This window comes from Nonomuraea spiralis (assembly GCF_014648435.1).
Taxonomy (GTDB): domain Bacteria; phylum Actinomycetota; class Actinomycetes; order Streptosporangiales; family Streptosporangiaceae; genus Nonomuraea; species Nonomuraea spiralis.
Genome location: NZ_BMRC01000027.1, coordinates 76,590 through 102,668 on the forward strand (window position 1 = coordinate 76,590; position 26,079 = coordinate 102,668).

26 protein-coding genes and 1 pseudogene are annotated in these 26,079 nt (G+C 71.5%); 10 read left to right on the plus strand and 17 right to left on the minus strand.

The genetic code is table 11. The annotated features are described in order from the left end of the window. The first annotated feature begins 6 nt into the window (after positions 1 to 6). The 5 genes from tal to pgl are packed head-to-tail and all read left to right on the plus strand — an operon-like array spanning position 7 to position 6,029. The gene (tal, locus tag IEZ27_RS42235; protein WP_189652403.1) at positions 7 to 1,098 is read left to right on the plus strand and encodes a transaldolase; all 1,092 of its coding nucleotides are present in this window, start codon (positions 7 to 9) and stop codon (positions 1,096 to 1,098) included. Beyond that, positions 1,095 to 2,711 (plus strand): glucose-6-phosphate isomerase, encoded by a 1,617-nt coding sequence (locus IEZ27_RS42240; RefSeq protein WP_125642198.1) that lies wholly within the window; start codon positions 1,095 to 1,097, stop codon positions 2,709 to 2,711. Before tal ends, IEZ27_RS42240 begins: the two co-directional genes overlap by 4 nt. Position 2,712: 1 nt before the next feature. Next, positions 2,713 to 4,314: a glucose-6-phosphate dehydrogenase gene (zwf, locus tag IEZ27_RS42245; protein ID WP_229824823.1), complete on the plus strand. Its 1,602-nt coding sequence runs from the start codon at positions 2,713 to 2,715 to the stop codon at positions 4,312 to 4,314. Further along, on the plus strand, positions 4,314 to 5,228 hold the full coding sequence (locus tag IEZ27_RS42250) for a glucose-6-phosphate dehydrogenase assembly protein OpcA (protein WP_189652404.1): 915 nt from the start codon (positions 4,314 to 4,316) through the stop codon (positions 5,226 to 5,228). Before zwf ends, IEZ27_RS42250 begins: the two co-directional genes overlap by 1 nt. 27 nt (positions 5,229 to 5,255) lie before the next feature. Next, positions 5,256 to 6,029 carry a 6-phosphogluconolactonase gene (pgl, locus tag IEZ27_RS42255; protein WP_189652405.1) on the plus strand — a complete coding sequence of 258 codons (774 nt, stop codon included), beginning with the start codon at positions 5,256 to 5,258 and terminating at the stop codon, positions 6,027 to 6,029. A gap of 2 nt (positions 6,030 to 6,031) precedes the next feature. Here the strand turns inward: pgl and IEZ27_RS42260 are convergent, their stop codons facing one another. The 4 genes from IEZ27_RS42260 to add form a co-directional block, all read right to left on the minus strand. After that, positions 6,032 to 6,895, minus strand: coding sequence for a hypothetical protein (locus IEZ27_RS42260; protein WP_189652406.1), 864 nt, complete (start codon positions 6,893 to 6,895; stop codon positions 6,032 to 6,034). Positions 6,896 to 6,919: 24 nt separating this feature from the next. After that, positions 6,920 to 7,132, minus strand: a complete 213-nt coding sequence (locus IEZ27_RS42265; protein WP_189652407.1) for a hypothetical protein — start codon at positions 7,130 to 7,132, stop codon at positions 6,920 to 6,922. Then, complete coding sequence (locus IEZ27_RS42270) at positions 7,129 to 7,380, minus strand: hypothetical protein (RefSeq protein WP_189652408.1); 252 nt, start codon at positions 7,378 to 7,380, stop codon at positions 7,129 to 7,131. The genes IEZ27_RS42265 and IEZ27_RS42270 overlap by 4 nt, the downstream gene beginning before the upstream one ends. A gap of 141 nt (positions 7,381 to 7,521) precedes the next feature. Beyond that, entirely contained in the window at positions 7,522 to 8,541 is a 1,020-nt protein-coding gene (gene add / locus IEZ27_RS42275; protein WP_189652409.1) for an adenosine deaminase, read from the minus strand. 99 nt (positions 8,542 to 8,640) lie between these two features. Between add and IEZ27_RS42280 the strand changes: the two genes are divergently transcribed. Then, positions 8,641 to 9,384, plus strand: coding sequence for a class I SAM-dependent methyltransferase (locus IEZ27_RS42280; RefSeq protein WP_189652410.1), 744 nt, complete (start codon positions 8,641 to 8,643; stop codon positions 9,382 to 9,384). Here IEZ27_RS42280 and IEZ27_RS42285 read toward each other — a convergent pair. From IEZ27_RS42285 to IEZ27_RS42295, 3 genes are read right to left on the minus strand one after another with little or no spacing between them, the layout of a single operon-like run. Beyond that, positions 9,364 to 9,948 carry a TetR/AcrR family transcriptional regulator gene (locus IEZ27_RS42285; RefSeq protein ID WP_229824824.1) on the minus strand — a complete coding sequence of 195 codons (585 nt, stop codon included), beginning with the start codon at positions 9,946 to 9,948 and terminating at the stop codon, positions 9,364 to 9,366. The two genes, IEZ27_RS42280 and IEZ27_RS42285, sit on opposite strands and share 21 nt — an antisense overlap. Positions 9,949 to 9,959: 11 nt before the next feature. Then, the gene (locus IEZ27_RS42290) at positions 9,960 to 10,841 is read right to left on the minus strand and encodes an oxidoreductase (RefSeq protein ID WP_189652411.1); all 882 of its coding nucleotides are present in this window, start codon (positions 10,839 to 10,841) and stop codon (positions 9,960 to 9,962) included. Positions 10,842 to 10,878: 37 nt separating this feature from the next. Continuing rightward, complete coding sequence (locus IEZ27_RS42295; protein ID WP_189652412.1) at positions 10,879 to 11,661, minus strand: hypothetical protein; 783 nt, start codon at positions 11,659 to 11,661, stop codon at positions 10,879 to 10,881. A 74-nt stretch (positions 11,662 to 11,735) separates the two neighbouring features. Here IEZ27_RS42295 and IEZ27_RS42300 point away from each other — a divergent pair. Continuing rightward, a pseudogene (locus tag IEZ27_RS42300) lies at positions 11,736 to 12,152 on the plus strand (Clp protease N-terminal domain-containing protein); the annotation flags it as partial. Between the two features lie 186 nt (positions 12,153 to 12,338). On the opposite strand, the gene IEZ27_RS42305 reads toward IEZ27_RS42300, so the two are convergent. Then, positions 12,339 to 13,358, minus strand: a complete 1,020-nt coding sequence (locus tag IEZ27_RS42305; RefSeq protein ID WP_189652414.1) for a GNAT family N-acetyltransferase — start codon at positions 13,356 to 13,358, stop codon at positions 12,339 to 12,341. Between the two features lie 108 nt (positions 13,359 to 13,466). Here IEZ27_RS42305 and IEZ27_RS42310 point away from each other — a divergent pair, with 108 nt between their 5' ends. Next, on the plus strand, positions 13,467 to 14,843 hold the full coding sequence (locus IEZ27_RS42310) for an NAD(P)/FAD-dependent oxidoreductase (RefSeq protein WP_189652415.1): 1,377 nt from the start codon (positions 13,467 to 13,469) through the stop codon (positions 14,841 to 14,843). Between the two features lie 25 nt (positions 14,844 to 14,868). Beyond that, entirely contained in the window at positions 14,869 to 16,473 is a 1,605-nt protein-coding gene (locus tag IEZ27_RS42315; protein ID WP_189652416.1) for an amidohydrolase, read from the plus strand. A 49-nt stretch (positions 16,474 to 16,522) separates the two neighbouring features. Here IEZ27_RS42315 and IEZ27_RS42320 read toward each other — a convergent pair whose 3' ends face one another. The 5 genes from IEZ27_RS42320 to gap form a co-directional block, all read right to left on the minus strand. Continuing rightward, positions 16,523 to 16,867 carry an RNA polymerase-binding protein RbpA gene (locus IEZ27_RS42320; protein WP_103961760.1) on the minus strand — a complete coding sequence of 115 codons (345 nt, stop codon included), beginning with the start codon at positions 16,865 to 16,867 and terminating at the stop codon, positions 16,523 to 16,525. A 74-nt stretch (positions 16,868 to 16,941) separates the two neighbouring features. Further along, on the minus strand, positions 16,942 to 17,172 hold the full coding sequence (gene secG / locus IEZ27_RS42325) for a preprotein translocase subunit SecG (protein ID WP_189652417.1): 231 nt from the start codon (positions 17,170 to 17,172) through the stop codon (positions 16,942 to 16,944). 99 nt (positions 17,173 to 17,271) lie between these two features. Continuing rightward, positions 17,272 to 18,054, minus strand: coding sequence for a triose-phosphate isomerase (gene tpiA, locus IEZ27_RS42330; RefSeq protein ID WP_125642155.1), 783 nt, complete (start codon positions 18,052 to 18,054; stop codon positions 17,272 to 17,274). A gap of 1 nt (position 18,055) precedes the next feature. Further along, entirely contained in the window at positions 18,056 to 19,243 is a 1,188-nt protein-coding gene (locus IEZ27_RS42335) for a phosphoglycerate kinase (RefSeq protein WP_308427344.1), read from the minus strand. 37 nt (positions 19,244 to 19,280) lie between these two features. Further along, positions 19,281 to 20,285 carry a type I glyceraldehyde-3-phosphate dehydrogenase gene (gene gap, locus IEZ27_RS42340; RefSeq protein WP_189652419.1) on the minus strand — a complete coding sequence of 335 codons (1,005 nt, stop codon included), beginning with the start codon at positions 20,283 to 20,285 and terminating at the stop codon, positions 19,281 to 19,283. A gap of 182 nt (positions 20,286 to 20,467) precedes the next feature. Here gap and IEZ27_RS42345 point away from each other — a divergent pair, with 182 nt between their 5' ends. Continuing rightward, positions 20,468 to 21,115 (plus strand): hypothetical protein, encoded by a 648-nt coding sequence (locus IEZ27_RS42345; protein ID WP_189652420.1) that lies wholly within the window; start codon positions 20,468 to 20,470, stop codon positions 21,113 to 21,115. Between the two features lie 84 nt (positions 21,116 to 21,199). Here the strand turns inward: IEZ27_RS42345 and whiA are convergent, their stop codons facing one another. The 4 genes from whiA to uvrC all read right to left on the minus strand — a co-directional run bounded on the left by whiA (position 21,200) and on the right by uvrC (position 26,059). Further along, entirely contained in the window at positions 21,200 to 22,180 is a 981-nt protein-coding gene (gene whiA / locus IEZ27_RS42350) for a DNA-binding protein WhiA (RefSeq protein ID WP_138714326.1), read from the minus strand. Between the two features lie 72 nt (positions 22,181 to 22,252). After that, positions 22,253 to 23,209, minus strand: coding sequence for a gluconeogenesis factor YvcK family protein (locus tag IEZ27_RS42355; protein ID WP_189652446.1), 957 nt, complete (start codon positions 23,207 to 23,209; stop codon positions 22,253 to 22,255). 11 nt (positions 23,210 to 23,220) lie between these two features. Then, positions 23,221 to 24,087, minus strand: coding sequence for an RNase adapter RapZ (rapZ, locus tag IEZ27_RS42360; protein WP_189652421.1), 867 nt, complete (start codon positions 24,085 to 24,087; stop codon positions 23,221 to 23,223). Between the two features lie 43 nt (positions 24,088 to 24,130). Next, positions 24,131 to 26,059 carry an excinuclease ABC subunit UvrC gene (uvrC, locus tag IEZ27_RS42365; RefSeq protein WP_379478637.1) on the minus strand — a complete coding sequence of 643 codons (1,929 nt, stop codon included), beginning with the start codon at positions 26,057 to 26,059 and terminating at the stop codon, positions 24,131 to 24,133. Positions 26,060 to 26,079 lie beyond the last annotated feature (20 nt).

Below are 26,079 nucleotides of genomic sequence, written 5' to 3' on the forward strand. Positions count from 1 at the left end.
AAGAAGATGAGCGACAACCTCAACAAGCTGTCCGGCCAGGGCGTTTCCATCTGGCTCGACGACATCAGCCGCGAACGCCTGCGCACGGGCAACCTCGAGCAGCTGATCCGCGAGAAGAACGTCGTCGGGGTCACCTCCAACCCGACGATCTTCGCGGGCGCGCTCAGCAAGGGCGACGCCTACAACGCCCAGCTCCACGACCTGGCCGTGCGCGGCGTCACCGTGGAGGAGGCCGTACGCGCGATCACCACGTACGACATCCGCTGGGCGGCCGACGTGCTGCGCCCGGTCTACGACTCCACCGGCGGCGTCGACGGCCGCGTATCGCTGGAGGTCGACCCGCGTCTGGCCCGCGAGAGCGAGAAGACCGTGGCCGAGGCCAGGGCGCTGTGGTGGATGGTCGACCGGCCCAACCTGTTCATCAAGATCCCGGCCACCCTTGAGGGCCTGCCCGCGATCACGCAGGCGCTCTCGGAGGGCATCAGCGTCAACGTCACGCTGATCTTCTCCCTTGAGCGCTACCGCGCGGTCATGGACGCCTGGCTGGCCGGCCTGGAGGCCGCGCAGGCCAAGGGCCTCGACCTGGCCTCGATCGAGTCGGTGGCCTCGTTCTTCGTCAGCCGCGTCGACACCGAGATCGACAAGCGGCTCGACAAGCTCGGCAAGCCGGAGCTCAAGGGCAAGGCGGGCATCGCCAACGCGCGCCTGGCCTACGCCGCGTACGAGGAGGCCGTCAGCTCCGAGCGCTGGCAGCGCCTGCGCGCGGCGGGCGCCCGCCCGCAGCGCCCGCTGTGGGCCTCGACCGGGGTGAAGAACCCCGACTACTCCGACACCATGTACGTCGACCAGCTCGTCGCCCCCGGCACCGTCAACACGATGCCGGAGAAGACCCTCGACTCCACCGCCGACCACGCCCAGATCACCGGCGACACCGTGCGCCCCTTCTACGAGCAGGCCTGGAACACCATGGCCGCGCTCAAGGACGCCGGCATCGACTACGACGACGTCGTACGCGTCCTGGAGGACGAGGGCGTGGAGAAGTTCGAGGCGTCCTGGAACGAACTGCTCGAAAGCGTCACCAAGAATCTGGTGCCATGATCGAGGTGTCCTACCGCGAGGAGGGGGTGGCCGCGGCCGCCTCCTCCGTCGCGGGGCGCCTCGTCGCCGACGGCGTGCCCGCGCGGCTGGCCGGCGGCGACCCCACGCTGTGGGGTGAGGACGCCGAGGCGGTGGCGGCGGTCCGGCTCGGCTGGCTGACGCTGCCGCGTACCTCCCGCGAGCTCCTTCCCGAGTTGGGCAAGCTCGTGGAGCGGGCCCGTGCCGAGGGCCTGACGAACGTGGTGCTGGTCGGGATGGGCGGCTCGTCGCTGGCTCCCGAGGTGATCTGCCAGACCGCCGACGTACCGCTGACCGTGCTCGACACGACCGACCCGGCGCAGGTCCGCCGGGCCCTGGCCGACCTGCTGGAGTCCACCGTCGTGGTGGTGGCCAGCAAGAGCGGCTCGACCGTCGAGACCGACTGCCACCTGCGCATCTACGAACAGATCTTCACCGAGGCGGGCATCTCGCCCGCCGACCGGATCGTGGTCGTCACCGACCAGGGCTCGCCGCTGGAGCAGCGGGCGATCGACGGCGGCTACCACCTGGTGCTGGCCGTTCCCGACGTGGGGGGCCGCTACTCGGCGCTGTCGGCGTTCGGGCTGGTGCCGAGCGCGCTGGCCGGGGCCGACGTCGAGCGGCTGCTGGACGACGCCGAAGAGGTGTTGCCGCTGCTGTCGCAGGACACCGGCAACCCCGGGCTCGACCTGGGCGCGGCCCTCGGCGGCGCGGCGCTGGCCGGGCGCGACAAGCTGGTGCTCGAAGACCAGCTCTCGGGCATCAACGGGCTGCCCGACTGGATCGAGCAGCTCGTCGCCGAGTCCACCGGCAAGCAGGGCAGGGGCATCCTGCCCGTCGTCAACTCCGACCCCAATCACACCCACGACGAGCTGATCGTCGCGATCGAGTCCGACGACGGCGCCGTGCGCGTCGACGGGCCGCTCGGCGGCCAGTTCCTGGTCTGGGAGTACGCGACCGCCGTGGCCGGGCTGCTGCTGGAGATCGACCCCTTCGACCAGCCCAACGTGGCCGAGTCCAAGGAGAACACCGCGACTCTGCTGGCCCTGCCCGACCTGCCGCTCGGCGCGCCCACGCTGGTCGACGGGCCCGTCGAGATCTACGGCGCGGTCCGGTCGCACGACCTGCCCGGCGTGCTGGCCGAGCTGCTGAAGGCCATCCCGCACGGCGGCTACCTGGCCGTCATGGCCTACCTCGACCGGCTGGCGGCCTTCGACGCGCCGATGCCCGAGGGGGCCGACTTCGAGCAGATGACCGACGCGTGGATGATGGCCGACGCCGCCACTCTGCGCGCCCTGCTCGCCATCCGTACGAACCGGCCGGTGACGTTCGGGTGGGGGCCGCGTTTCCTGCACTCGACCGGCCAGTACCACAAGGGCGGGCCGCAGAACGGCGTGTTCCTGCAGATCACGGGCGCGGTGACCGAGGACGTCCCGGTCCCGGGCCGGCCGTACACGCTGGGGCGGCTCCAGCTCGCGCAGGCGCTGGGCGACCTGGCCTCGCTGGAGACCCGCGGGCGGCCCGCCGTACGCCTGCATTTGACGGACCGCGCGACGGGTGTCGCGCATTTGCTCGCAGCCGCACAGGAGGTTTGAGATGACTGACGAAGCATCTCCTGAGGAGGAGGTCGTCGCGGTGGCGGCGGCCGTGGCGAACACCGCCACGACATTGGAGGTCGCCGAGGCCAACCCCTTGCGCGACCCGCGTGACAAGCGGCTGCCGCGGGTGGCGGGGCCGTGTGTGCTGGTGCTGTTCGGCGTGACGGGCGACCTGGCCAAGCGCAAGCTGCTGCCGGCCATTTACGACCTGGGCAACCGCGGCCTGCTGCCGCCCGGTTTCTCGCTGGTCGGTTTCGCCAGGCGCGACTGGAAGGACCAGGACTTCGCCCAGTTGACGCACGACGCCGTCAAGGCGCACGCGCGTACGCCCTTCCGCGAGGAGGTCTGGAAGCAGATCCTTGAGGGCATCCATTTCGTGCCGGGCGAGTTCTCCGACGACGGGGCCTTCGACGCCCTGGCGATGGCGTTGGCGGAGATCGACCAGACGCGCGGCACGGGCGGAAACTACGCTTTCTACCTGTCTGTGCCGCCCAAGTTCTTCCCCGTGGTCGTCGAGCAGCTCAAGCGCACCGGCCTGTCCGACGCGCCCGAAGGCTCCTGGCGGCGGGTGGTCATCGAGAAGCCGTTCGGCCACGACCTGAAGTCGGCCCACGAGCTGAACGAGATCACCACCTCCGCCTTCCCGGAGAGCTCGATCTTCCGGATCGACCACTACCTGGGCAAGGAGACCGTCCAGAACATCCTGGCGCTGCGCTTCGCCAACAACCTGTACGAGCCCATCTGGAACCGCAGCTTCGTCGACCACGTGCAGATCACCATGGCCGAGGACATCGGTATCGGGGGGCGCGCCGGCTACTACGACGGCATCGGCGCGGCCCGCGACGTGATCCAGAACCACCTGCTCCAGCTCCTCGCGCTGGTCGCCATGGAGGACCCGACCTCCTTCGACGCCTCGGCGCTGCGCCGGGAGAAGGAGAAGGTGCTCAAGGCCGTACGGCTGCCGTCCAACCTGGGGCTCAACACGGCCCGCGGCCAGTACTCGGCCGGGTGGCAGGGCGGCGAGAAGGTCGTCGGCTACCTCCAGGAGGACGGCATCCCCGCCGAGTCGATCACCGAGACGTACGCGGCCATCAAGCTGGAGATCGCCAACCGGCGGTGGGCCGGGGTGCCGTTCTACCTGCGTACCGGCAAGCGGCTGGGCCGCCGGGTCACGGAGGTGGCCGTGGTGTTCCAGCGCGCGCCGCACCTGCCCTTCAGCAAGACCGACACCGAGATCCTGGGGCAGAACGCCCTGGTGATCCGGGTTCAGCCGGACGAGGGCATCACCGTGCGGTTCGGGTCGAAGGTCCCGGGCACCGCCATGGAGGTGCGCGACGTGTCCATGGACTTCGCCTACGGCGAGTCGTTCCTGGAGTCCTCGCCCGAGGCGTACGAACGCCTGCTGCTCGACGTCATGATCGGCGACCCGCCGCTCTTCCCGCACCAGCGTGAGGTCGAGCTGTCCTGGACGATCCTCGACCCGATCGAGGACTTCTGGGCCACGCAGGGACAGCCCGAGGGGTACGAGTCGGGCTCGTGGGGGCCGGAGTCGGCCGACGCGATGATGGCGCGCGACGGCCGCGTGTGGAGGAGACTCTAGTGACCACGTTCATGTTGTCGGACACGACGGCCGGCAAGATCTCGGCGCAGCTCATGCTGCTGCGCCACCAGATGGGCGCGCCCGCCATCGGCATGGTGCTGACCCTGGTGGTGATCTCCGAGGAGCGCCACCAGTACGACGCGCTGCGCGCGGCCACCGAGGCTGCCCGCGAACACCCCTCGCGCATCATCGTGGTGATCAAGCGCGAGGAGGCCGAGCCCAACCGGCTCGACGCCGAACTGCGCATCGGCGAGAACACACCCGGCGAGGTCGTGGTCCTGCGCCTGTACGGCGAGCTCACCCAGCACGCCGACTCCGTGGTCAGCCCGCTGCTGCTGCCCGACACGCCCGTGGTGGCCTGGTGGCCGGGCGCGGCCCCCGACGTGCCGTCCAAGGACGCGATCGGCGCCCTGGCCCAGCGGCGTATCACCGACGCCAAGGGCTTCGAGGACGGCGGCCCCAAGTCGCTGGTGACCCGGGCCAAGGGCTACGCCCCCGGCGACACCGACCTGTCGTGGTCCCGGCTGACGCCGTGGCGCAGCCTGCTGGCCGCCGCGTTCGACCAGCCGGTGGGCAAGGTGCGCAAGGGCGTGGTGGAGGCCAGCCCCGGCCATCCGAGCGCGCCGCTGCTGGCGGCCTGGTTGTCGGAGCGGCTGGGCGCCCCGGTCAAGGTGACCGACTCGGCCGGTCCCGGCCTGACCTGCGTACGGCTCCAGACCACCGACGGCGAACTGTCGGTCACGCGCAGCGACGCACGGCTGGCCACGCTCTCACGTCCCGGCCAGCCCGACCGGAACGTGGCCCTGGCCAGGCGGCACACCTCCGAGCTGATGTCGGAGGAACTGCGCCGGCTGGACAGCGACGAGGTCTACGAGGCCGCCGTCAAGCGGTTCGCCCGTACCTACAAGGGCTGACCGCCCTCCACTCCAGAAAGAAGAGTTGTGAGCGTTCCCAACGTTGTCGTGCACCGCGACGCCGACGTCCTGGCCAAGGCCGTGGCGGCACGCATCATCACGCGCCTGGTCGACGTCCAGTCGGCCAAGGGGTCGGCCTCGATCGTGCTGACCGGCGGCACGGTCGGCATCGCCACGCTGGCCGCCATCGCCGCCACGCCCGCCCGCGACGCCGTCGACTGGCGACGCCTCGACGTCTGGTGGGGCGACGAACGTTTCGTGCCCACCGGCGACAAGGAACGCAACGAGACCGGCGCCCGCCAGGCGCTGCTCGACCACGTGGACCTGGACCCCGACCGGGTCCACGTCATGCGCGGCCCCGACTCGGGCCTGACGGCCGAGGAGTCCGCCGAGGCGTACGCCGCCGAACTGCGCGCCGCGGCCCGCCCCGAGGACCACGGCCCGGTGCCGGCCTTCGACATCATGCTCCTCGGCATGGGCCCCGACGCCCACGTGGCCTCCCTGTTCCCCGGCATGCCCGCCCTGTACGACACCCGCCCGGTCGTCTCCGTCCACGGCTCCCCCAAGCCGCCCCCCACCCGCATCTCCCTGACCCTGCCCGCCATCCAGGCGGCGCGCGAGGTGTGGGTCGTGGCGGCCGGCGAGGAGAAGTCGGGCGCGGTGCGCCTGGCCCTGTCGGACTCGGGCCCGGTCCAGGTCCCGGCCGCGGGCGCCCGCGGCCGAGCCGGCACCCTGTTCCTCCTCGACCGCGCGGCCGCCACCAAGATCCCCCCGGAACTCGGCCGCCTGGCCTCCCCCTGAGGTCAGCGCGGATCGGGGGTGGGCGCGCACCCGAACATCTCACCGAACCGCCGTTCAGCGATCTCCACAAGCTGGACGAGATCGTAGTTCTGGTCCCGTGCGGGGTTCTTCATGACCGTGACGCCGATGAACGGACTCCTTTCCCCGCACCGGAACCAGACGCCCGCGCTGCGGAACGGGTACAGCCGGGCCTCGAAGTCGTGGATCTGCCCCTTGCCCAGTTCGGCCGGCAGGTTGTAGACGTCGGTGTCGCGGGGCAGAAAGCGCACCCCGTGCTCCTTGAGGTAGTCGCGGTCCCAGCGGATCATGTCGCGCCCGACCGTTCTCATGAACCACGAGCTGTACGGCTCCTGCGGCCCGGCGGCCAGGATCTGGCCGAGCGCCCAGCAGCCGGGGGCGGTGAGCCCGCCCATCCCCGGCGCCTCCGTCTCCGCACGGCCGCGCTTGTTCAGCTCGTCCAGGAACCGCGTGCCGAGGCGGGGGGCGCCCTCCTTGGCGGTGGTGGCGTGGGCGAGGGCCGTCGCCAGCATGGACAGCAGCTCCCGGTTCTGGGCGCGCATCCCGCGAGCCGCCTCCGGGCTCTGGTCCAGCGCCTTGCGCACACGGGCCGACAGGTGCACGGGCAGCGTGGTGAGCGCCTGCGGGCCGAGCTTCTCCAGCAGTGCCGTGGCGAAGCGGGGATCGGTCATCCGGTCCTTGAACGCGGCGAGCTTCGTGAGGGTGTCCTTGTCCCCCCTGCCGGCCGCCTCGACCAGTCCGGAGGCCTGCTCGGCCTCGGCGCGCACCCGGGACGGGATCAGCCGCCCCTCGTCGATCCGGACCGCGCCGGGCGGCACCACGGAGCCGGGCACCGGGTGACCGAACACGTCGGTGCGGACCTTCTCGGCCTATTAGGCCAGGTCGCGCCGCCGGTACAGGTCGGGCGCCTGCTCGGTCAGCCAGCGCGCCGCCCGGTCGATCGCGGTGACCCCCGGATGGCTCAGCTGCACCGCCGCCAGGATCGCGCGCACCTGGCTCGCGCAGCCGGCCAGGGCCTTGCCCGCCTCCTGTACGCCCTGCCCGAGCCGGTGCATCTCGCGCGGGTCGAGCGAGGAGGACGTCACAGGTTCCGCCGTTCGTCGAGGGAGTAGCGGGCGGCCTCCTCGCGCAGTCGCTCGATGACCTCCCGCAGCCCGTGCCACACCTCCAGCCGGCGGCGCACGAGCTCCTGGGCGAAGGCGTCGGCGGCCGGGCCCGTCCAGGTGCGCCCGTCCGTCAGCCGGCGCACGGCCTCGTCGAGGCAGTGCCAGTGCTGGTCGGACAGCGCCTGCACGCGGCGCTGGGCGTCCAGCAGGTCCGCCGGAGTAGTCATGTGAACCTCCCACCGACCGTGGTACGCACGACGCGCCCCCTCAGGCTCACTCCGTGTTCCGCGATGCCAGGAGAGTCCCGCCGCGTCATGCCGTTCGGTGAGGACGGCATGAGGACGGCATGACGGACGTGGTGGGGCCGGTCAGGCGAGGGGGGCCAGGGTGTCGATCTCCTTGAGGAGGGACTGTTTGCGGTCGGTGGTGAGGTAGGAGGCGTTGACGGCGTTGCGGGCGAGCTGGGCCAGTTCCGCGGCGCCGAGCCCGAGCACGTGGGCGGCCGCGCGGTACTCGCCGGCCAGGGTGGTGGCGAACATGGGCGGGTCGTCGCTGTTGAGGGTGACGTACAGGCCCTCCTCCAGCATGCGGGGCAGCGGGTGGGCGGCGAGGTCGGGCACCTGGCCGGTGCGGACGTTGGAGGTGGGGCAGACGTCCAGGGGGAGCTGGGTCTCGCGCAGGTGGGCGACCAGGCGGGGGTCGGACAGGCAGTTGATGCCGTGGCCGATGCGTTCGGCGCCGTAGCCCTCGATGACCTCCCACATCGTCTCGGGGCCGCTCATCTCGCCGCCGTGCGGGACGCTGTGCAGTCCGGCGGCGCGCGCGGCGGTGAAGGCGTCGCGGTAGGCGTCGCGGTACTTGGGGCGTTCCTGTTCGATGCCGCCGATCCCGAAACCTACCAATGCGGCGGGAGGTTCCTGGAGGGCGTGCTCGACGGTGATCCGGGCGGCCTCCTCGCCGTACTCGCCGGGGATGTCGAAGATGTACGCCATCTCCACCCCGTGGTCGGCGAGGGAACGCCGGGCGGCCAGGTCGAGGGCCTGTGTCACCTCGCGCATGGGCATGCCGACCATGTGGTGCGCGTACGGGGTGACCTGCAGCTCGGCGTACCGGCCGCCCTGTCCGGCGAGGTCCCTGGCCAGGCCGAGGACGAGGGTGGCGACGTCCTCGGGGTCGCGGACGAGGGCGTTGACGGCCTGGTACACGCGGGCGAAGTGGGGGAAGTCGACGAAGGTGTAGAAGCGGCGCAGTTCCTCCTCCGAGGTCGGGACCTCGCTTCCGGGATGGCGGCGGGACAGCTCCAGCACGGTCTCTACCGAGGCCGAGCCGACCAGGTGTACGTGCAGCTCCACCTTGGGAAGCGCGTCGATGAAGGCGTCGATGGTCATGGCGAAGACCATAAGCCCGAAATTTCCCCACAAAACAGAGAAACGGCCGAAATTTCACGTAAGAATGTCAGAATTCCGCTGAGCGTATGCTGGTGGCCCGTGAGAGACCCGGCGGCCTACGACCGCGGCTTCGCACGGCTCACCTCGTACACCGTCGAGCCGCTGCTGGACGCCCTGGGCCCGCGCCCGCGCAGGCTGCTCGACCTCGGCTGCGGCACGGGCGTCGTCACGGCCGCGGCGCTCGCGCTCGGCGCCGAGGTCACCGCCGTCGACTCCAGCCCCGCCATGCTGGACGTGGTCGCCCGCCGCCACCCCGGCGCCACCGTACGGGGGGCCACCCTGCCCGTCCTGCCCTTCGACGACGGCTCCTTCGACGCCGCGGCGGGCAACTTCGTCATCAACCACGTCACCGACACCCCGGCGACGCTCGCGGAGTTGCACCGCGTGCTGCGTCCCGGCGGCGCGCTCGCGCTGACCTGGTGGACGTCCGAGGAGATGACGGCCACGAACGTCTTCGCCGAGGCGCTGGCGGCGGCGCGGGTCCCGTACGAACCCCCGGCCCGGCCCTTCACCGCGGTGGAGCGGCCCGAGCGGTTCGCCGGGCTGCTGACGGCGGCGGGCTTCGGGGAGGTGGGCGTGCGGACGCTGCGCTGGCGGCACCGGGTCGACCCGGCCGCCTGGTGGACCGGCGTCGTCGAGGCGGCCGGCCCGCGCTTCGAGGTGATCACCCGGCAGCCGCCGGAGACCCTCGCACGGGTACGGGCCTGCTACGACCGCCTGGCCGCCCCGTACGCCGCCGCGGGGTTCCCCGTCTGCGCCCGCCTAGCCCACGGCCTCCGCTGACCAGGCCGTGACCAGCGGCACCAGCACCCCGTCGACCGACCCGGTCACGAACTCGGCGTCGAAGGGCGGCCCGATGAAGATCATGCGATGCCACACCAGGGCCTCGGCGACCCCGAACAGCCGTACGGGATCGACCGCGGCGGACAGCTCGCCGCGCGCCCTGGCCCGCTCGACGAGCGCGCCCACGTCGCCGAGGTTGCGGGCGGGCATGTGGGCGCGCAGCGTGCGGGCCAGCTCCTGGTTGGACACCAGCGTCGAGGACAGCCCGATGACCATCGCGTGTTTGCGTTCGACCGTCTCGCACAGGCCACGGAAGATCGAGACCAGGTCGCCGCGGAGCGAGCCGGTGTCCTCCCCCGGCGGCGCGTCCATGTCGAGCCGCCGGCAGATGACGTCGACCACCAGCTCGGGCTTGCCCGCCCAGCGCCGGTAGATGGTGGCCTTGCTGGCCTTCGCGCGCTTGGCGATCTGGTCGACCGACATGCGGTCGTAGCCCACCTCGGACAACAACTCCATCGTGGCGTCGAGGATGGCCCTGGCGCGGTCAGGGTCGAGTGGGGCCACGGGCACATCCTTCAGCGATAGGCGATCTCCTCGAATCGTACGCCCGTAAGCTGCGTGGACACCTCCCACAACCGCCGGGCGAGCTCCTCGGACCGGGCCGTCTTCGAGGGCGTGAGCAGCTTCAGCTTCGGGCCGACGAACTCGCCGCCGGTGATCTGGGGCGAGGTGGCGGCGTACAGGGAGGTGACGGCGCCGGCGTCCGCCGACTGCAGGAACACGCCCAGGAGGGGCTGTAGGGGCCCCAGCTTGAAGATGTGGGTCGCGGTGGCACCTGGGTGGGTGGCGACGCTGGTCAGGCTCGTACCGGCCGCGTCGGCACGCCGCTGGAGCTCCAGGGCGAACAGCAGGTTGGCGAGCTTGGACCGCCCGTACGCCTTCATCCGGCCGTAGCCGCGTTCCAGTCCGAGGTCGTCGAAGTCGATTCTGCCGATGGCGTGCGCCTCGCTGGAGACCGTCACCACGCGGGGCTTCGGGGCGGCGAGGAGCAGCGGCAGGAGCAGCCCGGTGAGCGCGAAGTGGCCGAGGTGGTTGGTGCCGAACTGCAGCTCCCAGCCGTCCTTGGTCATCCGGCGGGGGATCATGGCGATGCCGGCGTTGTTGACCAGCAGGTCCAGCTTGTCCATCGTGTCGCCGACGGTGGCCGCGAAGCTCCGGACCGAGGACTGGTCGGCCAGGTCGAGGCCGCCGTGCACGACGTCGGCGCCCGGCACGGCCCGCCGGATCTCGGCCACCGCGGCCTCGCCCTTGTCCGCCGAGCGGGTGGCCACGACGACGCGGGCGCCGCGGCGGGCCAGCTCTCGGGCGGTGGGCAGGCCGATTCCGCTGTTGGCGCCGGTCACGATGGCCGTCGTGCCGGCGAGGTCCGGGATGTCGGCTGGCGTCCAGGGGGTCATCGCCCCTCCTTTGGTGTACGAAACCGTTTCGTACACCCTAACTCAGTCGTTGCCGCGCGTGGCGCTCTTCCCTGCGGGTGACCTCAAGTCGCTGGCGGGCCTCCTCCAGCTTCTTGCGCGCCTTGGCGAGTTTGCCTTCCAGCCGGGCGACCCTGTCGGCGCGCTCGTCGTACTCGCGGGTGACCGACTCCAGCGCCCGCGCCCACTCCCGATGGGCCGCCTCGGCCTCCTCCCGTTCCCTGGCCCTCCTGGCCTCCTTCGCCTCGGCCTCCGCCCGTGCCTTCGACTCGGCCTCCGCGTCCGCGGTTTTCCGGGGGGACGACGTTCGCCCGCGCGGCGCGGGACGGGCGGCGGTGACGGGGGCGGGCGCGAAGCCGCTGTAGCTGAGGGGCTTGGCCAGCCGCCCGGCCCGCACCTGGCCGGCGGCGTCGGCGTCCACGACGGCGGCGTCCAGCGTCTGGTCCACCTCCGAGGCGGCCGCCGCCGACAGGCCGCCGCCCTGCCTGGCGAGCCTGGCCACCTTGGCGGTCACCTCGCCCCGCCGCCGGGTCAGCCCGGCCAGCGCGCCGGCGTCCTGCTCCTGCCAGGCCGCGCGCAGCCGTTCCCCCAGGGCGAGCAGTTCGGCCAGCTCCTGCGGGTGCTCGCGGGCCAGCCGGTTGACCGCCCAGGCCGAGACGGTGGGCTTGCGCAGCTTCGCGATCTCGCGCGAGAGCCGTACGTCGCCCGCGTCCTTGGCCGCGCGGACCTCGGCCGCGCGGGCGGCGGTGAACTCCGCCGGCGGGATTGCGTAGAGGCGGCCGGCCACCTCGTCAAGATCCACACAGGACAAATACCCCACACGCCGGGGTTTGTAGCGCATAGTGGAGACAGCCCCAGCCGAACGGAGGCCCCCCGGTGTTCGAGCGCTTCACCGACCGCGCGCGCAGGGTCGTCGTCCTCGCCCAGGAGGAGGCGCGGCTGATGAGCCACGACTACATCGGCACGGAACACATCCTGCTGGGTCTCATCCGCGAGGGTGAGGGGCTGGCCTCGCTGGTGCTCGACGGCTGCGGCGTGGAGCTGGAGGCCGTACGGGTGTTCGTGGAGCGCGAGGTGGGCCGCGGGGCCAGCTCCCCGACCGGGCACATCCCCTTCACCCCGCGCGCCAAGAAGGTGCTGGAGCTGTCCCTGCGCGAGGCCCTGCAACTGCGCCACAACTACATCGGCACCGAGCACATCCTGCTCGGGCTGATCAGGGAGGGCGAGGGCCTCGCCGCGCAGGCCCTGGTGGACATCGGCGCCGACCTGACCGACATCCGCCAGCGCCTGCTCGACCGCGTCGGCCGCGGCGCCAAGGAACGCCCGACGGAGATGTACTTCTCCGGCAGCCCGGTCCTCGGCGAACGGCTCACCCGCATCGAGGAGAGCCTGGAACGCATCGAACGCCACCTGGGCATCAGCCGTCCCGCCGGCAGGCCCGACGGGAGCGAGGGCGAGGAGCGCCCCCGCGAGGAGGGCCTAGGCTGAGGCCAGGGCGCCGACCGGCAGCCGCGCCTCCACGATCGCGGGGTCCTCGGTGTGGCCGAGCGTGGCCCCCAGGGTGGTCAGCAGGCCGCGCATGCGGGCGTTGTCGGCCAGCAGGGTGGCCCTGACCTCGGCGTACCCGAGGTCGCGAGCCTGCCTCACCAGCATCCGGGCCAGCGTCGCGCCCAGGCCGAGCCCCTGCCAGCGGTCCTCGACCAGGAGGGCCAGCTCGGCGACGCCGGGGTCGGGGGTGAACATGAGGTTCGCCATGGCCACGACCTGCCCGTCGTGCCCGGCCACCAGCGAGAAGCCCCTGCCGCGGTCGCAGAGCCGGTCGAACGTGCGCGGCGGCAGCGCGGGCATCGAGGTGAAGTAGCGGAACCTGCGGGCCTCCGGCGAGCAGCGGTCGTGCAGGTCGCGCACGGCCTCGCGGTAGATCGAGGTGAGCGGGCGCACGGTGACCTCGGCGCCGTCGGCCAGCTTCACCGGGCGTTCGGCGGCGCTTCGCGGCGCGGGCTGGGCGAGCCGGGCGAACCCGGCCGCCCGCGCCGCCTCGGTCAGCGTGAACGGCAGCCCGGCGCGGCGCAGCCGGACCGCGCGCCGCTGCGCGACCGGTACGACGAGCAGGGTCGGGTCGGGCAGGTCGCTCACCGGTTCGCCGTAGACCCACCTGGCGTCGTCCGCGCGCAGCAGCTCGGCCAGCAGCTCCGGCAGCCGCCAGGGTGTCGTACGCAGCCGGGAGGCCAGCAGCAGCGCCCTGGTCGGCTCGTCGGTGAGCTCGTGGGCCGTGGCCGGCACCACCTGGACGCGCCGGCCACCGGCGGCCTCCAGCGCCTCGCGCACGGCCTCGGGGCTCGCGGGGATGTCGGCCACGAACTCGTCGACCGTGCCGTCGGCGTCGGACTGGACGCTCAGGCCGAGGATGTTGCCGCCCCTGGCGGCCAGGGCCGAGGCCAGCGAGGCCAGCCGTCCGGGTCGCTCGTCCACCGTGGTCCGGATGCGCAAGAATCCCATACGAAGGAGCATGCCTGGGATGTGTTACACGCCCGCTAACGACGGGTTTCATCACGAATTTCGTCGTGAGATGCGCCACCTAATCCCGATATAGCAGGATATGGGGCCATGAATGCGCGAGTTCCCTTGTCGTCCGGATTCGTCAACGGTGACGTGTCCTTCTGGTACCGGTCGTCGGGGGTGCCGGAGCCCGGCCCGCGGCTCGACGGCGACCTCCAGGCCGACGTGGCGATCGTCGGTGCGGGCTACACGGGACTGTGGACGGCGTACTACCTCAAGAAGGCCCGTCCCTCGCTGCGGGTGGTGCTGCTGGAGCAGGAGTTCGCCGGGTTCGGCGCCTCCGGGCGCAACGGCGGCTGGCTGACGGGCGACCTGGCCGGCTCCCACGAACGGTACGGCGCGGGCGCGCGACGCCTCCAGCGCGAGATGTACGCCTCCATCGACGAGGTCATCGCGGTCTGCGAGACCGAGTCCATCCACTGCGACGTCGTCAAGGGCGGCGTGGTGAACGTGGCCCGTACCCCCGCCCAGGCCAACCGGCTGCGCGCCTCCATGGCCGCGGCCCGCGCGTGGGGCATCGAGGAGGCGGACCTGCGCCTGGCCGACCCCGCGGAGCACGTACGGGTGGCGGGCGCGCTGGCGGCCTCCTGGAGCCCCCACTGTGCCAGGATCCAGCCGGCCAAGCTGGCGCAGGGGCTGGCCAGGGCCGTACGCGACCTCGGCGTCCCCGTCTACGAGCGCACCCCGGTCACCGAGATCGCCCCGGGCCGGGCGGTGACCCCGTACGGGACGGTCACGGCCGCGTACGTGATCCGCGCCACCGAGGGCTTCACCGCCCGCCTGCACGGGCTGCGCCGCCAGTGGCTGCCCATGAACAGCTCGATGATCGTCACCGAGCCGCTCCCCGCCTCCTTCTGGGACGAGGTCGGCTGGCGCGGCGCCGAACTGCTCGGCGACATGGCGCACTACTACATGTACGCCCAGCGCACCGCCGACGACCGCATCGCCTTCGGCGGCAGGGGCCGCCCCTACCTGTACGGCTCCCGCATCGACGCCCGCGGCCGCACCCACGAGTGGACGGTCGAGGCCCTGTGGCGGCTCCTGGTCGACTTCTTCCCCGCGGCCCGTTCCTCCTCGGTCGCGCACGCCTGGTCGGGCGTGCTGGGCGTGCCGCGCGACTGGTGCTCGACCGTGCACGTGGACCGCGCGACCGGCCTCGGCTGGGCCGGCGGGTACACCGGACACGGCGTGACCACGACGAACCTGGCCGGGCGCACGCTGCGTGATCTGATACTCGGGGAGGAGACGGAGCTGACGTCCCTGCCGTGGGTGGGCCGCAGGGTACGGTCCTGGGAGCCCGAGCCGCTGCGCTGGATGGGGGTGCACGCCATGTACCGCCTCTACCGGGTGGCCGACCACCGGGAGCGTTCCATGCCCAGGACGTCGGCCCTGGCCCGTTTCGCCGACCTGATCACCGGCCACTGACGATCTTGGAGAAAGGGAGTACCCCATGAACATCCTCTTCCGCGGGGGAAGCGCCTTCGTCGGCGGCGCCGTACGGCCCGACGCCGTGCTGGTGCGGGACGGGGTGATCGCCGCCGTGGGCCCGGAGGGCGAGCTGTCCCGCAGCGCCCCGGGCCACGACACCGTCGACCTGGACGGCGGCCTGCTGACGCCCGGCTTCATCGACGCGCACATGCACCCGGTGCAGGCCGGCCTCGAACGAGCAAAGTGCGACTTGTCCGAGATCTTCGGCCTAGACGCCTACATAGCCAAGATTTCCGACTACGCCACGAAAAATCCCGAAAAAACGTGGATCGACGGCGGAGGCTGGGACATGTCGGCCTTCCCCAACGGCCTCCCCCACCGTTCCCAGCTCGACTTCCTCGACCGCCCCGCCTACCTGATCCAGCGGGACCACCACGCCGCCTGGGTCAACTCCCGCGCCCTCGACCTGGCCGGCATCACCAAGGAGACCCCCGACCCGGCCGACGGCAGGATCGAGCGCGACGCCGACGGCACCCCGTCCGGCGTCCTGCACGAGGGCGCGATGGACCTCGTCGGCCTGCTGGCCCCCCGCCCCACCGCCGAGGACCAGGCCCGCGCCCTCGCGGAGGCCGAGCGGCACCTGTTCTCCCTGGGCGTCACCGGCTGGCAGGACGCCATCGTGGGCTCGTACGCCGGCTCGGACGACCAGCTTCCCACCTACGTCGAGGCCGCCCGCGCGGGCCGGCTGCGCGCCCGCGTGGTGGGCGCGCTGTGGTGGGACAGGACGCGCGGCGAGGAGCAGATCGAGGACCTGGTCCGCAAGCGGGCCACCGCCGAGGGGCTGGACCGGTTCGCCGCCACCTCGATCAAGATCATGCAGGACGGCATCACGGAGAACTTCACCGCCGCGACGCTGGAGCCGTACTGCCGGTGCGGCGGCACGGGCCTGTCGTACATCGACCCCGGCAAGCTCAAGGGGTACGTGGCCGAGCTGGACCGGCTCGGCTTCCAGGTGCACTTCCACGCCATCGGCGAACGGGCCGTACGCGAGGCTCTGGACAGCTTCGAGGGCACCGACCCGGCCAACCGCCACCACATCGCCCACCTGCAGATCATCGAGCCGTCCGACGTGCCGCGCTTCGCCGCGCTGGGCGTGACGGCCAACCTGCAACCCCTGTGGGCCACCCACCACGCCCAGATGGACGAGCTGACGCTGCCGTTCCTGGGCGAGCCGCGCTCGTCGTGGCAGTACCCCTTCAGGGACCTCCAGGAGCACGGCACCCGGTTCTGCGCGGGCAGCGACTGGCCGGTCTCCGACCCGGACCCGATCCAGGGCATGCACGTGGCGGTGAACCGTACCGAACCGGGCGGTTCGGTGCACGCGGGCTACCCGACGGCGCAGACGCCGTTCCTGCCCGGCCAGCGTCTCGACCTGGCCACCGCCCTGAGCGCGTACACCGAGGGGTCGGCCTGGATCAACCGCTCGCCGGCCGGCGCGATCGAGCCCGGCCGCCCGGCCGACCTGGTCGTGCTCGACCGCGACCCCTTCGAGCTGCCCCCGGCCGACATCTGGACGACGCGGGTGCGCATGACGTTCGTCGACGGCGTGGCGGTGCACGGGCGATGACGCGCGAAGGGCCCCGGTGACCAGCACCGGGGCCCTTCGGACGGCTCGCCTACCAGGGGGACTTGTTGTTGCGCAGGCGCTCCAGTGCCTCCTCGAGGATCGCCTTGCCGTCCTTGTCGCTCCGGCGCTCCTTCACGTAGGCCAGGTGCGTCTTGTACGGCTCGTTCTTGGGCGGGGCAGGCGGTGCCTCCTCGTCCTGTCCGGCTGGGAGGCCGCAACGGGGGCAGTCCCATGTCTCGGGGACCGCCGCGTCGCTGGCGAAACTGGGGCGCGTCTCGTGCATGTTGGCGCACCAGAACGAGACCCGCACTCTCGGAGCTGCCTCGCCGCGCTCGGCCTCCCCCATAGGGCCGGCGCCGACTCGGCTGCCACGGATCGCGTTGCCACTACCCACGGATGAACTCCTCGCTCGATCGCCCCGCGTCGTGACACGGGGGGAGAATCACTGTCACGCGTTAACCAGTTGTCTTACGGCCTCAAGAGCAGGCCGAGCGCGATGATGCAGACGAACCAGACGGTGCCCGTGATGACGGTCAGCCGGTCGAGGTTGCGCTCCACCACCGAGGAACCACCGAAGTTCGACGAGAAGCCACCGCCGAACATGTCAGACAGGCCGCCACCCTTGCCCTTGTGGAGCAGGACGAGCAGGATCATGAGACCGCTCGCCAGGATGAGGGCGATGGAGATTCCGATTTCCACGGTATGCCTGTTCCTTCAGTGCTCTGTTACGCGTGACGATTCAAACTTGCCTCTTGAGGGTACGGCCTGTTGTCAAGTCGCACCCTCAGAACGACTCAGTTAGCCAGGCAATTCGGAGAATCGGCAGATCTTGGCGAACTCCCCGGCATCGATGCTGGCACCGCCCACGAGCGCGCCGTCGACATCGGGTTGAGCCATGATCCCCGCGATATTGCCGGACTTGACCGAGCCACCGTAAAGGATACGGACCGCGGAGGCCACTTCGGGGTCGTAGAGCTCCGCGAGTCTGACCCGCAACGCTCCGCAGACCTCCTGGGCGTCCTCCGGGGTGGCCACCTCGCCCGTGCCGATCGCCCACACGGGCTCGTAGGCCACCACTATCGATTTTGCCTGCTCGGCGCTGATTTTGCGCAGGGCGCCGTCGAGTTGGCCGAGACTGTGCGCGATGTGGCCGCCCTCTTGGCGTACGGCCAGCCCCTCGCCCACGCACAGGATGGGGGTGAGCGAGTGCCGGTAGGCCGCCTGCACCTTGGCGTTGACGAGGTCGTCGTCCTCACCGTGGTACTGGCGCCGCTCGGAGTGGCCGATGACCACGTACGTGCAGCCGAGCTTGGCCAGCATGACGCCCGACACCTCGCCGGTGTAGGCGCCGCCGTCGTACTGGGACAGGTCCTGGGCCCCGTAGACGATGCGCAGCTTGTCACCGTCGACCAGCGTCTGCACGCTGCGCAGGTCGGTGAAGGGCGGCAGCACCGCGACGTCGGTCCGGTCGAAGTCCTTGTCGCTGAGCGCGAAGGCCAGCTTCTGGACCAGGGCGATGGCCTCAAGGTGGTTGAGGTTCATCTTCCAGTTGCCGGCCATGAGCGGCTTGCGCTGGGCCATCTCAGTCCTCCAGAGCCGCGAGTCCGGGCAGGGTCTTGCCTTCAAGGTATTCCAGGCTGGCGCCGCCGCCGGTGGAGATGTGCGAGAAGCCGTCCTCGGGCAGGCCCAGCCTGCGCACGGCGGCCGCGGAGTCGCCGCCGCCGACCACCGTGAAGGCGCCGGAGCCGATCAGCGCCTCGGCCACCGCACGGGTGCCGCCGGAGAACGCGTCGAACTCGAACACGCCCATCGGCCCGTTCCAGAAGACGGTCTTGGCGTCGGCCAGCTTGCTCGCGAACAGCTCGCGCGTCTTCGGCCCGATGTCGAGCCCCTCGCGGTCGGCCGGGATCGCCGTGGCCTCGACCACGTCGTGCTCGGCGTCGGCCGCGAAACCGGTGGCCGCCAGCACGTCGACCGGCAGCACGAGGTCGACGCCCCGCCTGCCGGCCTCGTCGAGGAAGCCGCGCACCTGGTCGAGCTGGTCCTCCTGGAGCAGCGAGCGGCCCACCTCGTGGCCCTGGGCCTTGAGGAAGGTGTAGGCCATGCCGCCGCCGATCAGCAACCGGTCGACCTTGGTCAGCAGGTTGGCGATGACGCCGAGCTTGTCGGAGACCTTCGCCCCGCCGAGGACGACCACGTAGGGACGCTCGGTGTCCTCGGTCAGCCTGCGCAGCACCTCGACCTCGGCCACGATCAGCCCGCCGGCCGCGTGCGGCAGCAGCTTGGGCACGTCGTAGACGCTGGCGTGCTTGCGGTGCACCGCGCCGAACCCGTCGCCGACGTAGAGCTCGGCCAGCGCGGCCAGCTTCTCGGCGAACGCGCCGCGGGCGGCGTCGTCCTTGGACTCCTCGCCCGGCTCGTAGCGCAGGTTCTCCAGCAGGGCGACCTGGCCCTCCTGGAGGGCCTCGACCGTCTCGCGCGCGCTGTCGCCGACCACGTCGGCGGCGAAGGCGACGTCCTGGCCGAGCAGCTCGCCCAGGCGGGCGGCCACCGGCCGGAGCGAGTACTTCGGGTTGACCTGGCCCTTGGGCCTGCCCAGGTGGGCGCAGACGACGACCTTGGCGCCACGTCCGGCCAGCGCCTGGATCGTCGGCACCGACGCGCGGATGCGGCCGTCGTCGGTGATCGTCTCCCCGTCGAGCGGGACGTTGAGGTCGGCGCGCACGAGCACGCGCCGCCCCTTGACGTCGAGATCGTCGAGCGTGCGCATGCTCATGCTCCTGTTCCAGCCTCGGCCCTGACCACGCTCACAGGCCGCGGCCGACCAGCTCGATCAGGTCGGCGAGGCGGTTGGAGTAGCCCCACTCGTTGTCGTACCAGCCGACGACCTTGACCTGGTTGCCGATGACCTTGGTGAGGCCGGCGTCGAAGATGCAGGAGTGGGGGTCGGTGACGATGTCGGAGGAGACGATCTCGTCCTCGGTGTAGCTGAGGATGCCCTTGAGCGGGCCCTCGGCGGCGGCCTTGACCGCGGCGTTGACCTCCTCGACGGTGACCTCGCGGCTGACGTCGACGGTGAGGTCGGTGGCCGAGCCGGTGGGGATCGGCACGCGCATGGCGAAGCCGTCGAGCTTGCCCTTGAGCTCGGGCAGGACCAGGCCGATGGCCTTGGCGGCGCCGGTGGAGGTGGGCACCACGTTGAGGGCGGCGGCGCGGGCGCGGCGCAGGTCCTTGTGCGGGCCGTCCTGGAGGTTCTGGTCCTGGGTGTAGGCGTGGATCGTGGTCATCAGACCCTTCTCGATGGTGAAGGTGTCGTGGATGACCTTCGCCATCGGGGCCAGGCAGTTGGTGGTGCAGGACGCGTTGGAGATGATCGTGTGGCTGGCCGGGTCGTAGTCGCCGTCGTTGACGCCCATCACGACCGTGACGTCCTCGTTCTTGGCGGGCGCGGAGATGATGACCTTCTTGGCGCCGTTCTCGGCGTGCACCCTGGCCTTGTTGGCGTCGGTGAACAGGCCGGTCGACTCCACCACGACGTCGACGCCGAGGTCGCCCCAGGGCAGCTTGGCCGGGTCGCGCTCCGCGAACACCTTGATCGCCTTGCCGTCGACGGTGATCTCGTCGCTGGAGGACTTCACCTCGTACGGCAGGCGGCCCAGGATGCTGTCGTACTTCAGCAGGTGGGCGAGCGTCGCGTTGTCGGTCAGGTCGTTGACCGCGACGATCTCGATGTCCTTGCCGCTGGCGGCGACCGCACGCCAGAAGTTGCGACCGATGCGGCCGAAGCCGTTGACGCCTACGCGGATGCTCACGGAAACCGATCTCCTCGAACAGATGGCGGTTGAATCTCAACCACGAACACTATCGGACCCAAATTGGTTTAGACCACTGCAGGTGCCGCCCTGCGTATCCCCGTTCGGGCGGCGTAATTTGCGAGCTTCGAGTAAAGTGCCCGACTCGTCGGAGTAAATTCGTGCATTCTCTGGGGGCTGAGATGTCACATAAGCGGTCCGGCCTGCTTCCTGGACTGATCGCGGGGCTGGTCGCCATGCTGGTGTGCGCGGCGGGGCTGGGGTTCGCGGTGCTCTTCCAGGACCGGCTGCCGAGGGCCGTGGCCACGCTGGGCAACGGCCACGCGCTGTCGGTCACGCTGTCGCTCCTGATCGCGCTGCTGGTCGCCCTGGCCGTGGGCGCGGCCAGGCCACGCAACCGGGCGCTGCCGGTGGTGGCCGCCCTGTACGCGGCCGCCGCCGTGGCCGGGGGCCAGATCTCGGGCGCTTCCATCATGATCGGCGCCGCCCGGCGCGCACCCGCGTCCGGCACGCACTCCTCCCCCCGGTTCGGTGACATCACGGCCGCCAACGCCGGCGAGGGACTTCCCCACGCCCTGGCGGTCTACCGCGAGCCACTGGCGCAGACGTGGCAGATGTGGTTGTACATCGCGGTGGCGGCCGTGGCCACGCTCCTGCTGGTCACGCTGCGCGTCCTGCGTGTACGCCGGGCCGACCGGGCCGAACCGGCCGCGGAGACGGCGGACGAGCCCGAGCAGGAGTACCGGGCGCCGTTCGAGCCCGCGCAGGCGCCGGCCCAGCAGGCGGGTGGCGGCGACCTGTTCACACCGCGCAAGCCCGCCAAGGACTGACCGCCGCGAGGGGCGCGTGCGCAGCCGTACGGGATGGGGGAGTCCCGGAACGGCGTCGCGCGCGCCCGCACGGCGGCAGGGCGGCTACGGGGCCAGCATGTCGACGGTGAGGTTGGCCTCGGTGTTGGGGATGCCCAGGTCGGAGGCGCGCTTGTCGGCCATCGCCAGCAGCCGCCTGATGCGCCCGGCGATGGCGTCCTTCGTCAGCGGCGGGTCGGCGATCTGCCCCAGCTCCTCCAGCGACGCCTGCTTGTGCTCCACCCGCAGCCGTCCGGCGACCACCAGGTGGTCCGGCGCCTCCTCGCCGAGGATCTCCAGCGCCCGCTGCACCCGCGCGCCCGCCGCGACGGCCGCTCGGGCCGAGCGCCGCAGGTTGGCGTCGTCGAAGTTGGCCAGCCGGTTGGCGGTCGCCCGCACCTCGCGCCGCATCCGGCGCTCCTCCCAGGCCAGCACGCTGTCGTGCGCGCCCAGCCGGGTGAGCAGCGCGCTGATCGCGTCGCCGTCGCGGACCACGACCCGGTCGACGCCGCGCACCTCCCTGGCCTTGGCGTGGATCTTCAGCCGCCGCGCCGAGCCCACCAGCGCGAGCGCCGCCTCGGGCCCCGGGCAGGTGACCTCCAGGGACATCGAACGCCCCGGCTCGGTCAGCGAGCCGTGCGCCAGGAAGGCGCCGCGCCAGGCCGCCTCCGCGTCGCAGGCGGCGCCCGCCACCACCTGCCGGGGCAGGCCGCGCACCGGACGCCCGTGATTGTCGATCAGGCCCGTCTGCCGGGCCAGCGCCTCACCGTCGCGGTAGACGCGCACCACGTAGCGCGAGCCCTTGCGCAGCCCGGCCGGCGCCAGCACGAGCACCTCGGCCTTGTGCCCGAACACCTCGCCGATGTCCTTGATCAGCCGCCGCGCGGTGGCGTTGGTGTCGAGCTCGGCCTCGATCACGATGCGCCCGCCCACCAGGTGCAGGCCGCTGGCGAACCGCAGCAGCGTGGAAACCTCCGCCTTGCGGCAGCACGGCTTCAGCACCGGCAGGCGGCTCAGTTCGTCCTTCACCACACCTGTCATCGCCATAAGCGTTAGTCCTTCCCCCATTCAGACCGGCTCTCGCCAGTCTCTCGCACCTTCGCGCCACGCCGACCAGGATCAACGCTTCTGGAGGAAAATCTCGTCCAGGACGGAGGCAAGACGTCGTGGGTCATGCCGGGGCGAGCCGTCGGCCGCGGCCACGTCGGCCAGGACGAGCCGGGCGCCGAGGGCGGCCGCGGCCTTGTCCAGGGCGTCGAGGTCGTCGACCACGCCGGTGTCGGCGAGCACGACGTCGAAGGCCAGGTCGGGGGCGTGCTGGCGGAGCACCTCCAGGTGTTGCTGGGGGGAGAAGTCGTCGGTCTCGCCGGGCTGGGGGGCCAGGTTGAGCGTGACGAGCCGCCGGGCCCTGCTCTCGTGCAGCGCGCGGGCCAGCTCGGGCACCTTCAGATGTGGCAGCACGCTGGTGAACCACGAACCCGGCCCGAACACGAGCCAGTCGGCCTCCTGCACCGCCGCGACCGCCTCGGGCCGCGCGGGCGGGTCTTCGGGGACCAGGGAGATGGCCTGCACCCGGCCGGGGGTCAGCGCGCAGGCGACCTGCCCGCGCACGGTCGAGGTGACGCCGTCGAGCTCCACCTCGGCCACGATGTCGAGCGGGACCGAGGCCATCGGCAACACCCTGCCGTGCGCGCCGAGCAGCCGGCCGACCCAGTCGAGCCCGGCCACCGGGTCGCCGAGCAGCTCCCACAGCGCCACGATGAGCAGGTTGCCCACGGCGTGGCCGTGCAGGTCGCCCTCACTGCGGAAACGGTGCTGGACGACCTCGCTCCAGGTGATGCCCCACTCGTCGTCGCCACACAGCGCGGCCAGGGCCATCCGCAGGTCGCCGGGCGGCAGCACGCCGAGCTCGCGGCGCAGCCGGCCGCTGGAGCCGCCGTCGTCGGCCACGGTCACCACGGCCGTCAGCCGGTCGGTGACGACCCGTAAGGCCGACAGCGAGGCGTACAGGCCGTGGCCGCCGCCCAGGGCCACCACACGGGGGCCGTTCAGCGGGTGGGGAAGGGCCGCCTCCATACGTTCATGGGTCACTCCCGCCCCACATCCCGGTGACTCACCTGGACCTCCATGCCGCGGTCGCGCAGGCGGGCGGCGACCTGCTCGGCCATGGCCACACTGCGGTGCTTGCCGCCCGTGCAGCCCACCGCCAGGGTCGCGTAGCTCTTGCCCTCGCGGGTGTAGCCGTTGGCCACGACCTGCAGGACCTCCTCGTAGGCGTCGAGGAACTCCTTGGCGCCCGGCTGGCCGAGCACGTAGTCGCTGACCGGCGCGTCGAGGCCGTTCATCGGCCGCAGCTCGGGCACCCAGTGGGGGTTGGGCAGGAAACGGCAGTCGACGACGAGGTCGGCGTCGACCGGCAGGCCGTACTTGAACCCGAACGAGACGACGTTGAGCCGCAGCCCCGGGCGGTCCTCGCCGCCGAAGTAGGCGACGATCTTGTTACGCAGGTCGTGCACGTTGTGGGACGAGGTGTCGATCACCAGGTCGGCGTTGGCCCGCACCTCGCGCAGGATGCCGCGCTCGCGGGTGATGCCGTCGACCAGGCGGCCCTCGCCCTGCAGCGGGTGGGGCCTGCGGACGTTCTCGAACCTGCGCACCAGCTCCTCGTCGCTGGCCTCGAGGAAGACGACCCGTACGCGCACGCCACGGCCCTCCAGCTCCTCGATGGCCGCGTTGAGGTCGGTGGTGAAGGCCAGGCTGCGCACGTCGACGACCGCGGCCACCTTGTCGGCGGCCAGCTTGACCTTGCCCGCCTCCTCGGCCATCGCGAACAGCAGCCCCGGCGGCAGGTTGTCGATGACGAACCAGCCCAGGTCTTCCAGCGCCTTGGCGGCCGTGCTGCGCCCCGCCCCGGACATGCCGGTGACGATGACGAACGCCGGCTCGGTGCTCATGGCCTCACTCCGTTCGCCGACACCTGCGCTCCCTCGCGGGTGTTCACGATGTCTCTCCCTTCAGCGTCGACACGATGACCTCCGCGATGGACGGCCCGATGCCGGGCACCTCGCAGATCTCGGCCGCGCTGGCCTCGCGTAGCTTCTTGACGGAACCGAAGTGCTTGAGCAACGCCTGCCTGCGCGCCGGCCCGAGGCCCGGCACGCTGTCGAGCGCGCTCTCCTTCACCGTCTTGGACCTCTTGGAACGATGGTAGGTGATGGCGAACCTGTGTGCTTCGTCGCGCACGCGTTGCAGCAGGTAGAGACCCTCACTTGAACGAGGCATGATCACCGGCTGGTCGTCTCCGGGCAACCACACCTCCTCCAGCCGCTTGGCCAGGCCGCACACCGCCACGTCGTCGATGCCGAGCTCGTCGAGCGCCCGCTGCGCGGCGGCCGCCTGGGGGCCCGCGCCGTCGACGACGACCAGGTTGGGCGGGTAGGCGAACTTGCGCGGCCTGCCGGTCTCGGGGTCGATGGGGCCGTGGCCGTCGTCGTCCTCGGCGGCCAGCTCGCCGGTGGCCGAACGTTCCTCCAGGTAGCGGCGGAACCGCCGCATGATCACCTCATAGATCGAGGCGACGTCGCCCTCCTTGGTACGGACCGCGAAGCGCCGGTATTCGCTCTTGCGCGCCAGACCGTCCTCGAAGACCACCATGGACGCCACGACGTTCTCGCCCTGAAGGTGGGAGACGTCGTAGCACTCGACGCGCAGCGGCGCCTGGTCGAGGTCGAGCGCGTCGGCGATCTCCTGCAGCGCCTTGCTGCGCGTGGTCAGGTCGCCGGCGCGGCGGATCTTGTGCTGGGCCAGGGACTCCTTGGCGTTGCGCTCGACGGTCTCCATCAGCGACTTCTTGTCGCCGCGCTGCGGCACGCGCACCTCGACCCGGGCCCCGCGCTGCTCGGTCAGCAGCTCGGCCACCGCCTCGGCGTCGGGCGGCAACGCCGGCACGAGCACCTCGCGCGGCATCGACTCGGGGCCGGCCTCGCCGTACATCTGCAGCAGGAACTGCTCGACCAGCTCGCCGGGCGAGTTCTCCTCGACCTTGTCGACCACCCAGCCCCGCTGCCCCCGGATGCGGCCACCGCGTACGTAGAAGACCTGGACGGCGGCCTCCAGCGGGTCTTCGGCCAGCGCGATCACGTCGGCGTCGGTGGCCTCGCCGAGCACCACGGCCTGCTTCTCCAGGGCCCGCTGGAGCGCCTGGATGTCGTCGCGCAGCCGGGCCGCCCGCTCATATTCCTGCTCACCGGCGGCGTCGCGCATGTCCTTCTCGATGCGCTTGATGAAACGGGTGGTGTTGCCCGCCATGAAGTCGCAGAAGTCTTCGGCCAGCTCGCGGTGCTCCTGCGGGGTCACCCGGCCCACGCACGGCGCCGAGCACTTGTCGATGTAGCCGAGCAGGCACGGCCGGCCGATCTGCCCGGCCCGCTTGAACACCCCGGCGCTGCACGTGCGCACCGGGAAGACGCGCAGCAGCAGGTCGACGGTCTCGCGGATGGCCCAGGCGTGCGAGTAGGGGCCGAAGTAGCGGGTGCCCTTGCGCTTGGCGCCCCGCAGGACCTGCACCCGCGGGAAGTCCTCCCCCATCGTCACCGCGAGGTAGGGGTAGGACTTGTCGTCGCGGTACTTGACGTTGAAGCGCGGGTCGAACTCCTTGATCCAGGAGTATTCGAGCTGCAGCGCCTCGACCTCGGTGCCGACGACGGTCCAGTCGACGTCGGCGGCCGTGGTCAGCATCGACTGGGTGCGCGGATGCAGCGCGGAGAAGTCGGCGAAGTAGGAGTTGAGCCGCTGCCGCAGGCTCTTGGCCTTGCCGACGTAGATCACCCGGCCGTGCGCGTCCCTGAACCGGTAGACCCCCGGCGACTCGGGGATCGAACCTGGTCTGGGCCGGAAACTCAAGGGGCTGCCCGCTGCTCTCGCCACGGTCAAAGACTAGTCGGCCC

Coding starts and splice junctions, on each gene's coding strand:
- tal (WP_189652403.1), top strand. CDS start 7: ATGAGCGACAACCTCAACAAGCTGTCCGGCCAGGGCGTTTCCATCTGG.
- IEZ27_RS42240 (WP_125642198.1), top strand. CDS start 1,095: ATGATCGAGGTGTCCTACCGCGAGGAGGGGGTGGCCGCGGCCGCCTCC.
- zwf (WP_229824823.1), top strand. CDS start 2,713: ATGACTGACGAAGCATCTCCTGAGGAGGAGGTCGTCGCGGTGGCGGCG.
- IEZ27_RS42270 (WP_189652408.1), bottom strand. CDS start 7,380: ATGACTACTCCGGCGGACCTGCTGGACGCCCAGCGCCGCGTGCAGGCG.
- add (WP_189652409.1), bottom strand. CDS start 8,541: ATGACCATCGACGCCTTCATCGACGCGCTTCCCAAGGTGGAGCTGCAC.
- IEZ27_RS42290 (WP_189652411.1), bottom strand. CDS start 10,841: ATGACCCCCTGGACGCCAGCCGACATCCCGGACCTCGCCGGCACGACG.
- IEZ27_RS42305 (WP_189652414.1), bottom strand. CDS start 13,358: ATGGGATTCTTGCGCATCCGGACCACGGTGGACGAGCGACCCGGACGG.
- IEZ27_RS42310 (WP_189652415.1), top strand. CDS start 13,467: ATGAATGCGCGAGTTCCCTTGTCGTCCGGATTCGTCAACGGTGACGTG.
- IEZ27_RS42315 (WP_189652416.1), top strand. CDS start 14,869: ATGAACATCCTCTTCCGCGGGGGAAGCGCCTTCGTCGGCGGCGCCGTA.
- tpiA (WP_125642155.1), bottom strand. CDS start 18,054: ATGGCCCAGCGCAAGCCGCTCATGGCCGGCAACTGGAAGATGAACCTC.
- IEZ27_RS42335 (WP_308427344.1), bottom strand. CDS start 19,243: ATGCGCACGCTCGACGATCTCGACGTCAAGGGGCGGCGCGTGCTCGTG.
- IEZ27_RS42345 (WP_189652420.1), top strand. CDS start 20,468: ATGTCACATAAGCGGTCCGGCCTGCTTCCTGGACTGATCGCGGGGCTG.
- whiA (WP_138714326.1), bottom strand. CDS start 22,180: ATGGCGATGACAGGTGTGGTGAAGGACGAACTGAGCCGCCTGCCGGTG.
- IEZ27_RS42355 (WP_189652446.1), bottom strand. CDS start 23,209: ATGGAGGCGGCCCTTCCCCACCCGCTGAACGGCCCCCGTGTGGTGGCC.
- rapZ (WP_189652421.1), bottom strand. CDS start 24,087: ATGAGCACCGAGCCGGCGTTCGTCATCGTCACCGGCATGTCCGGGGCG.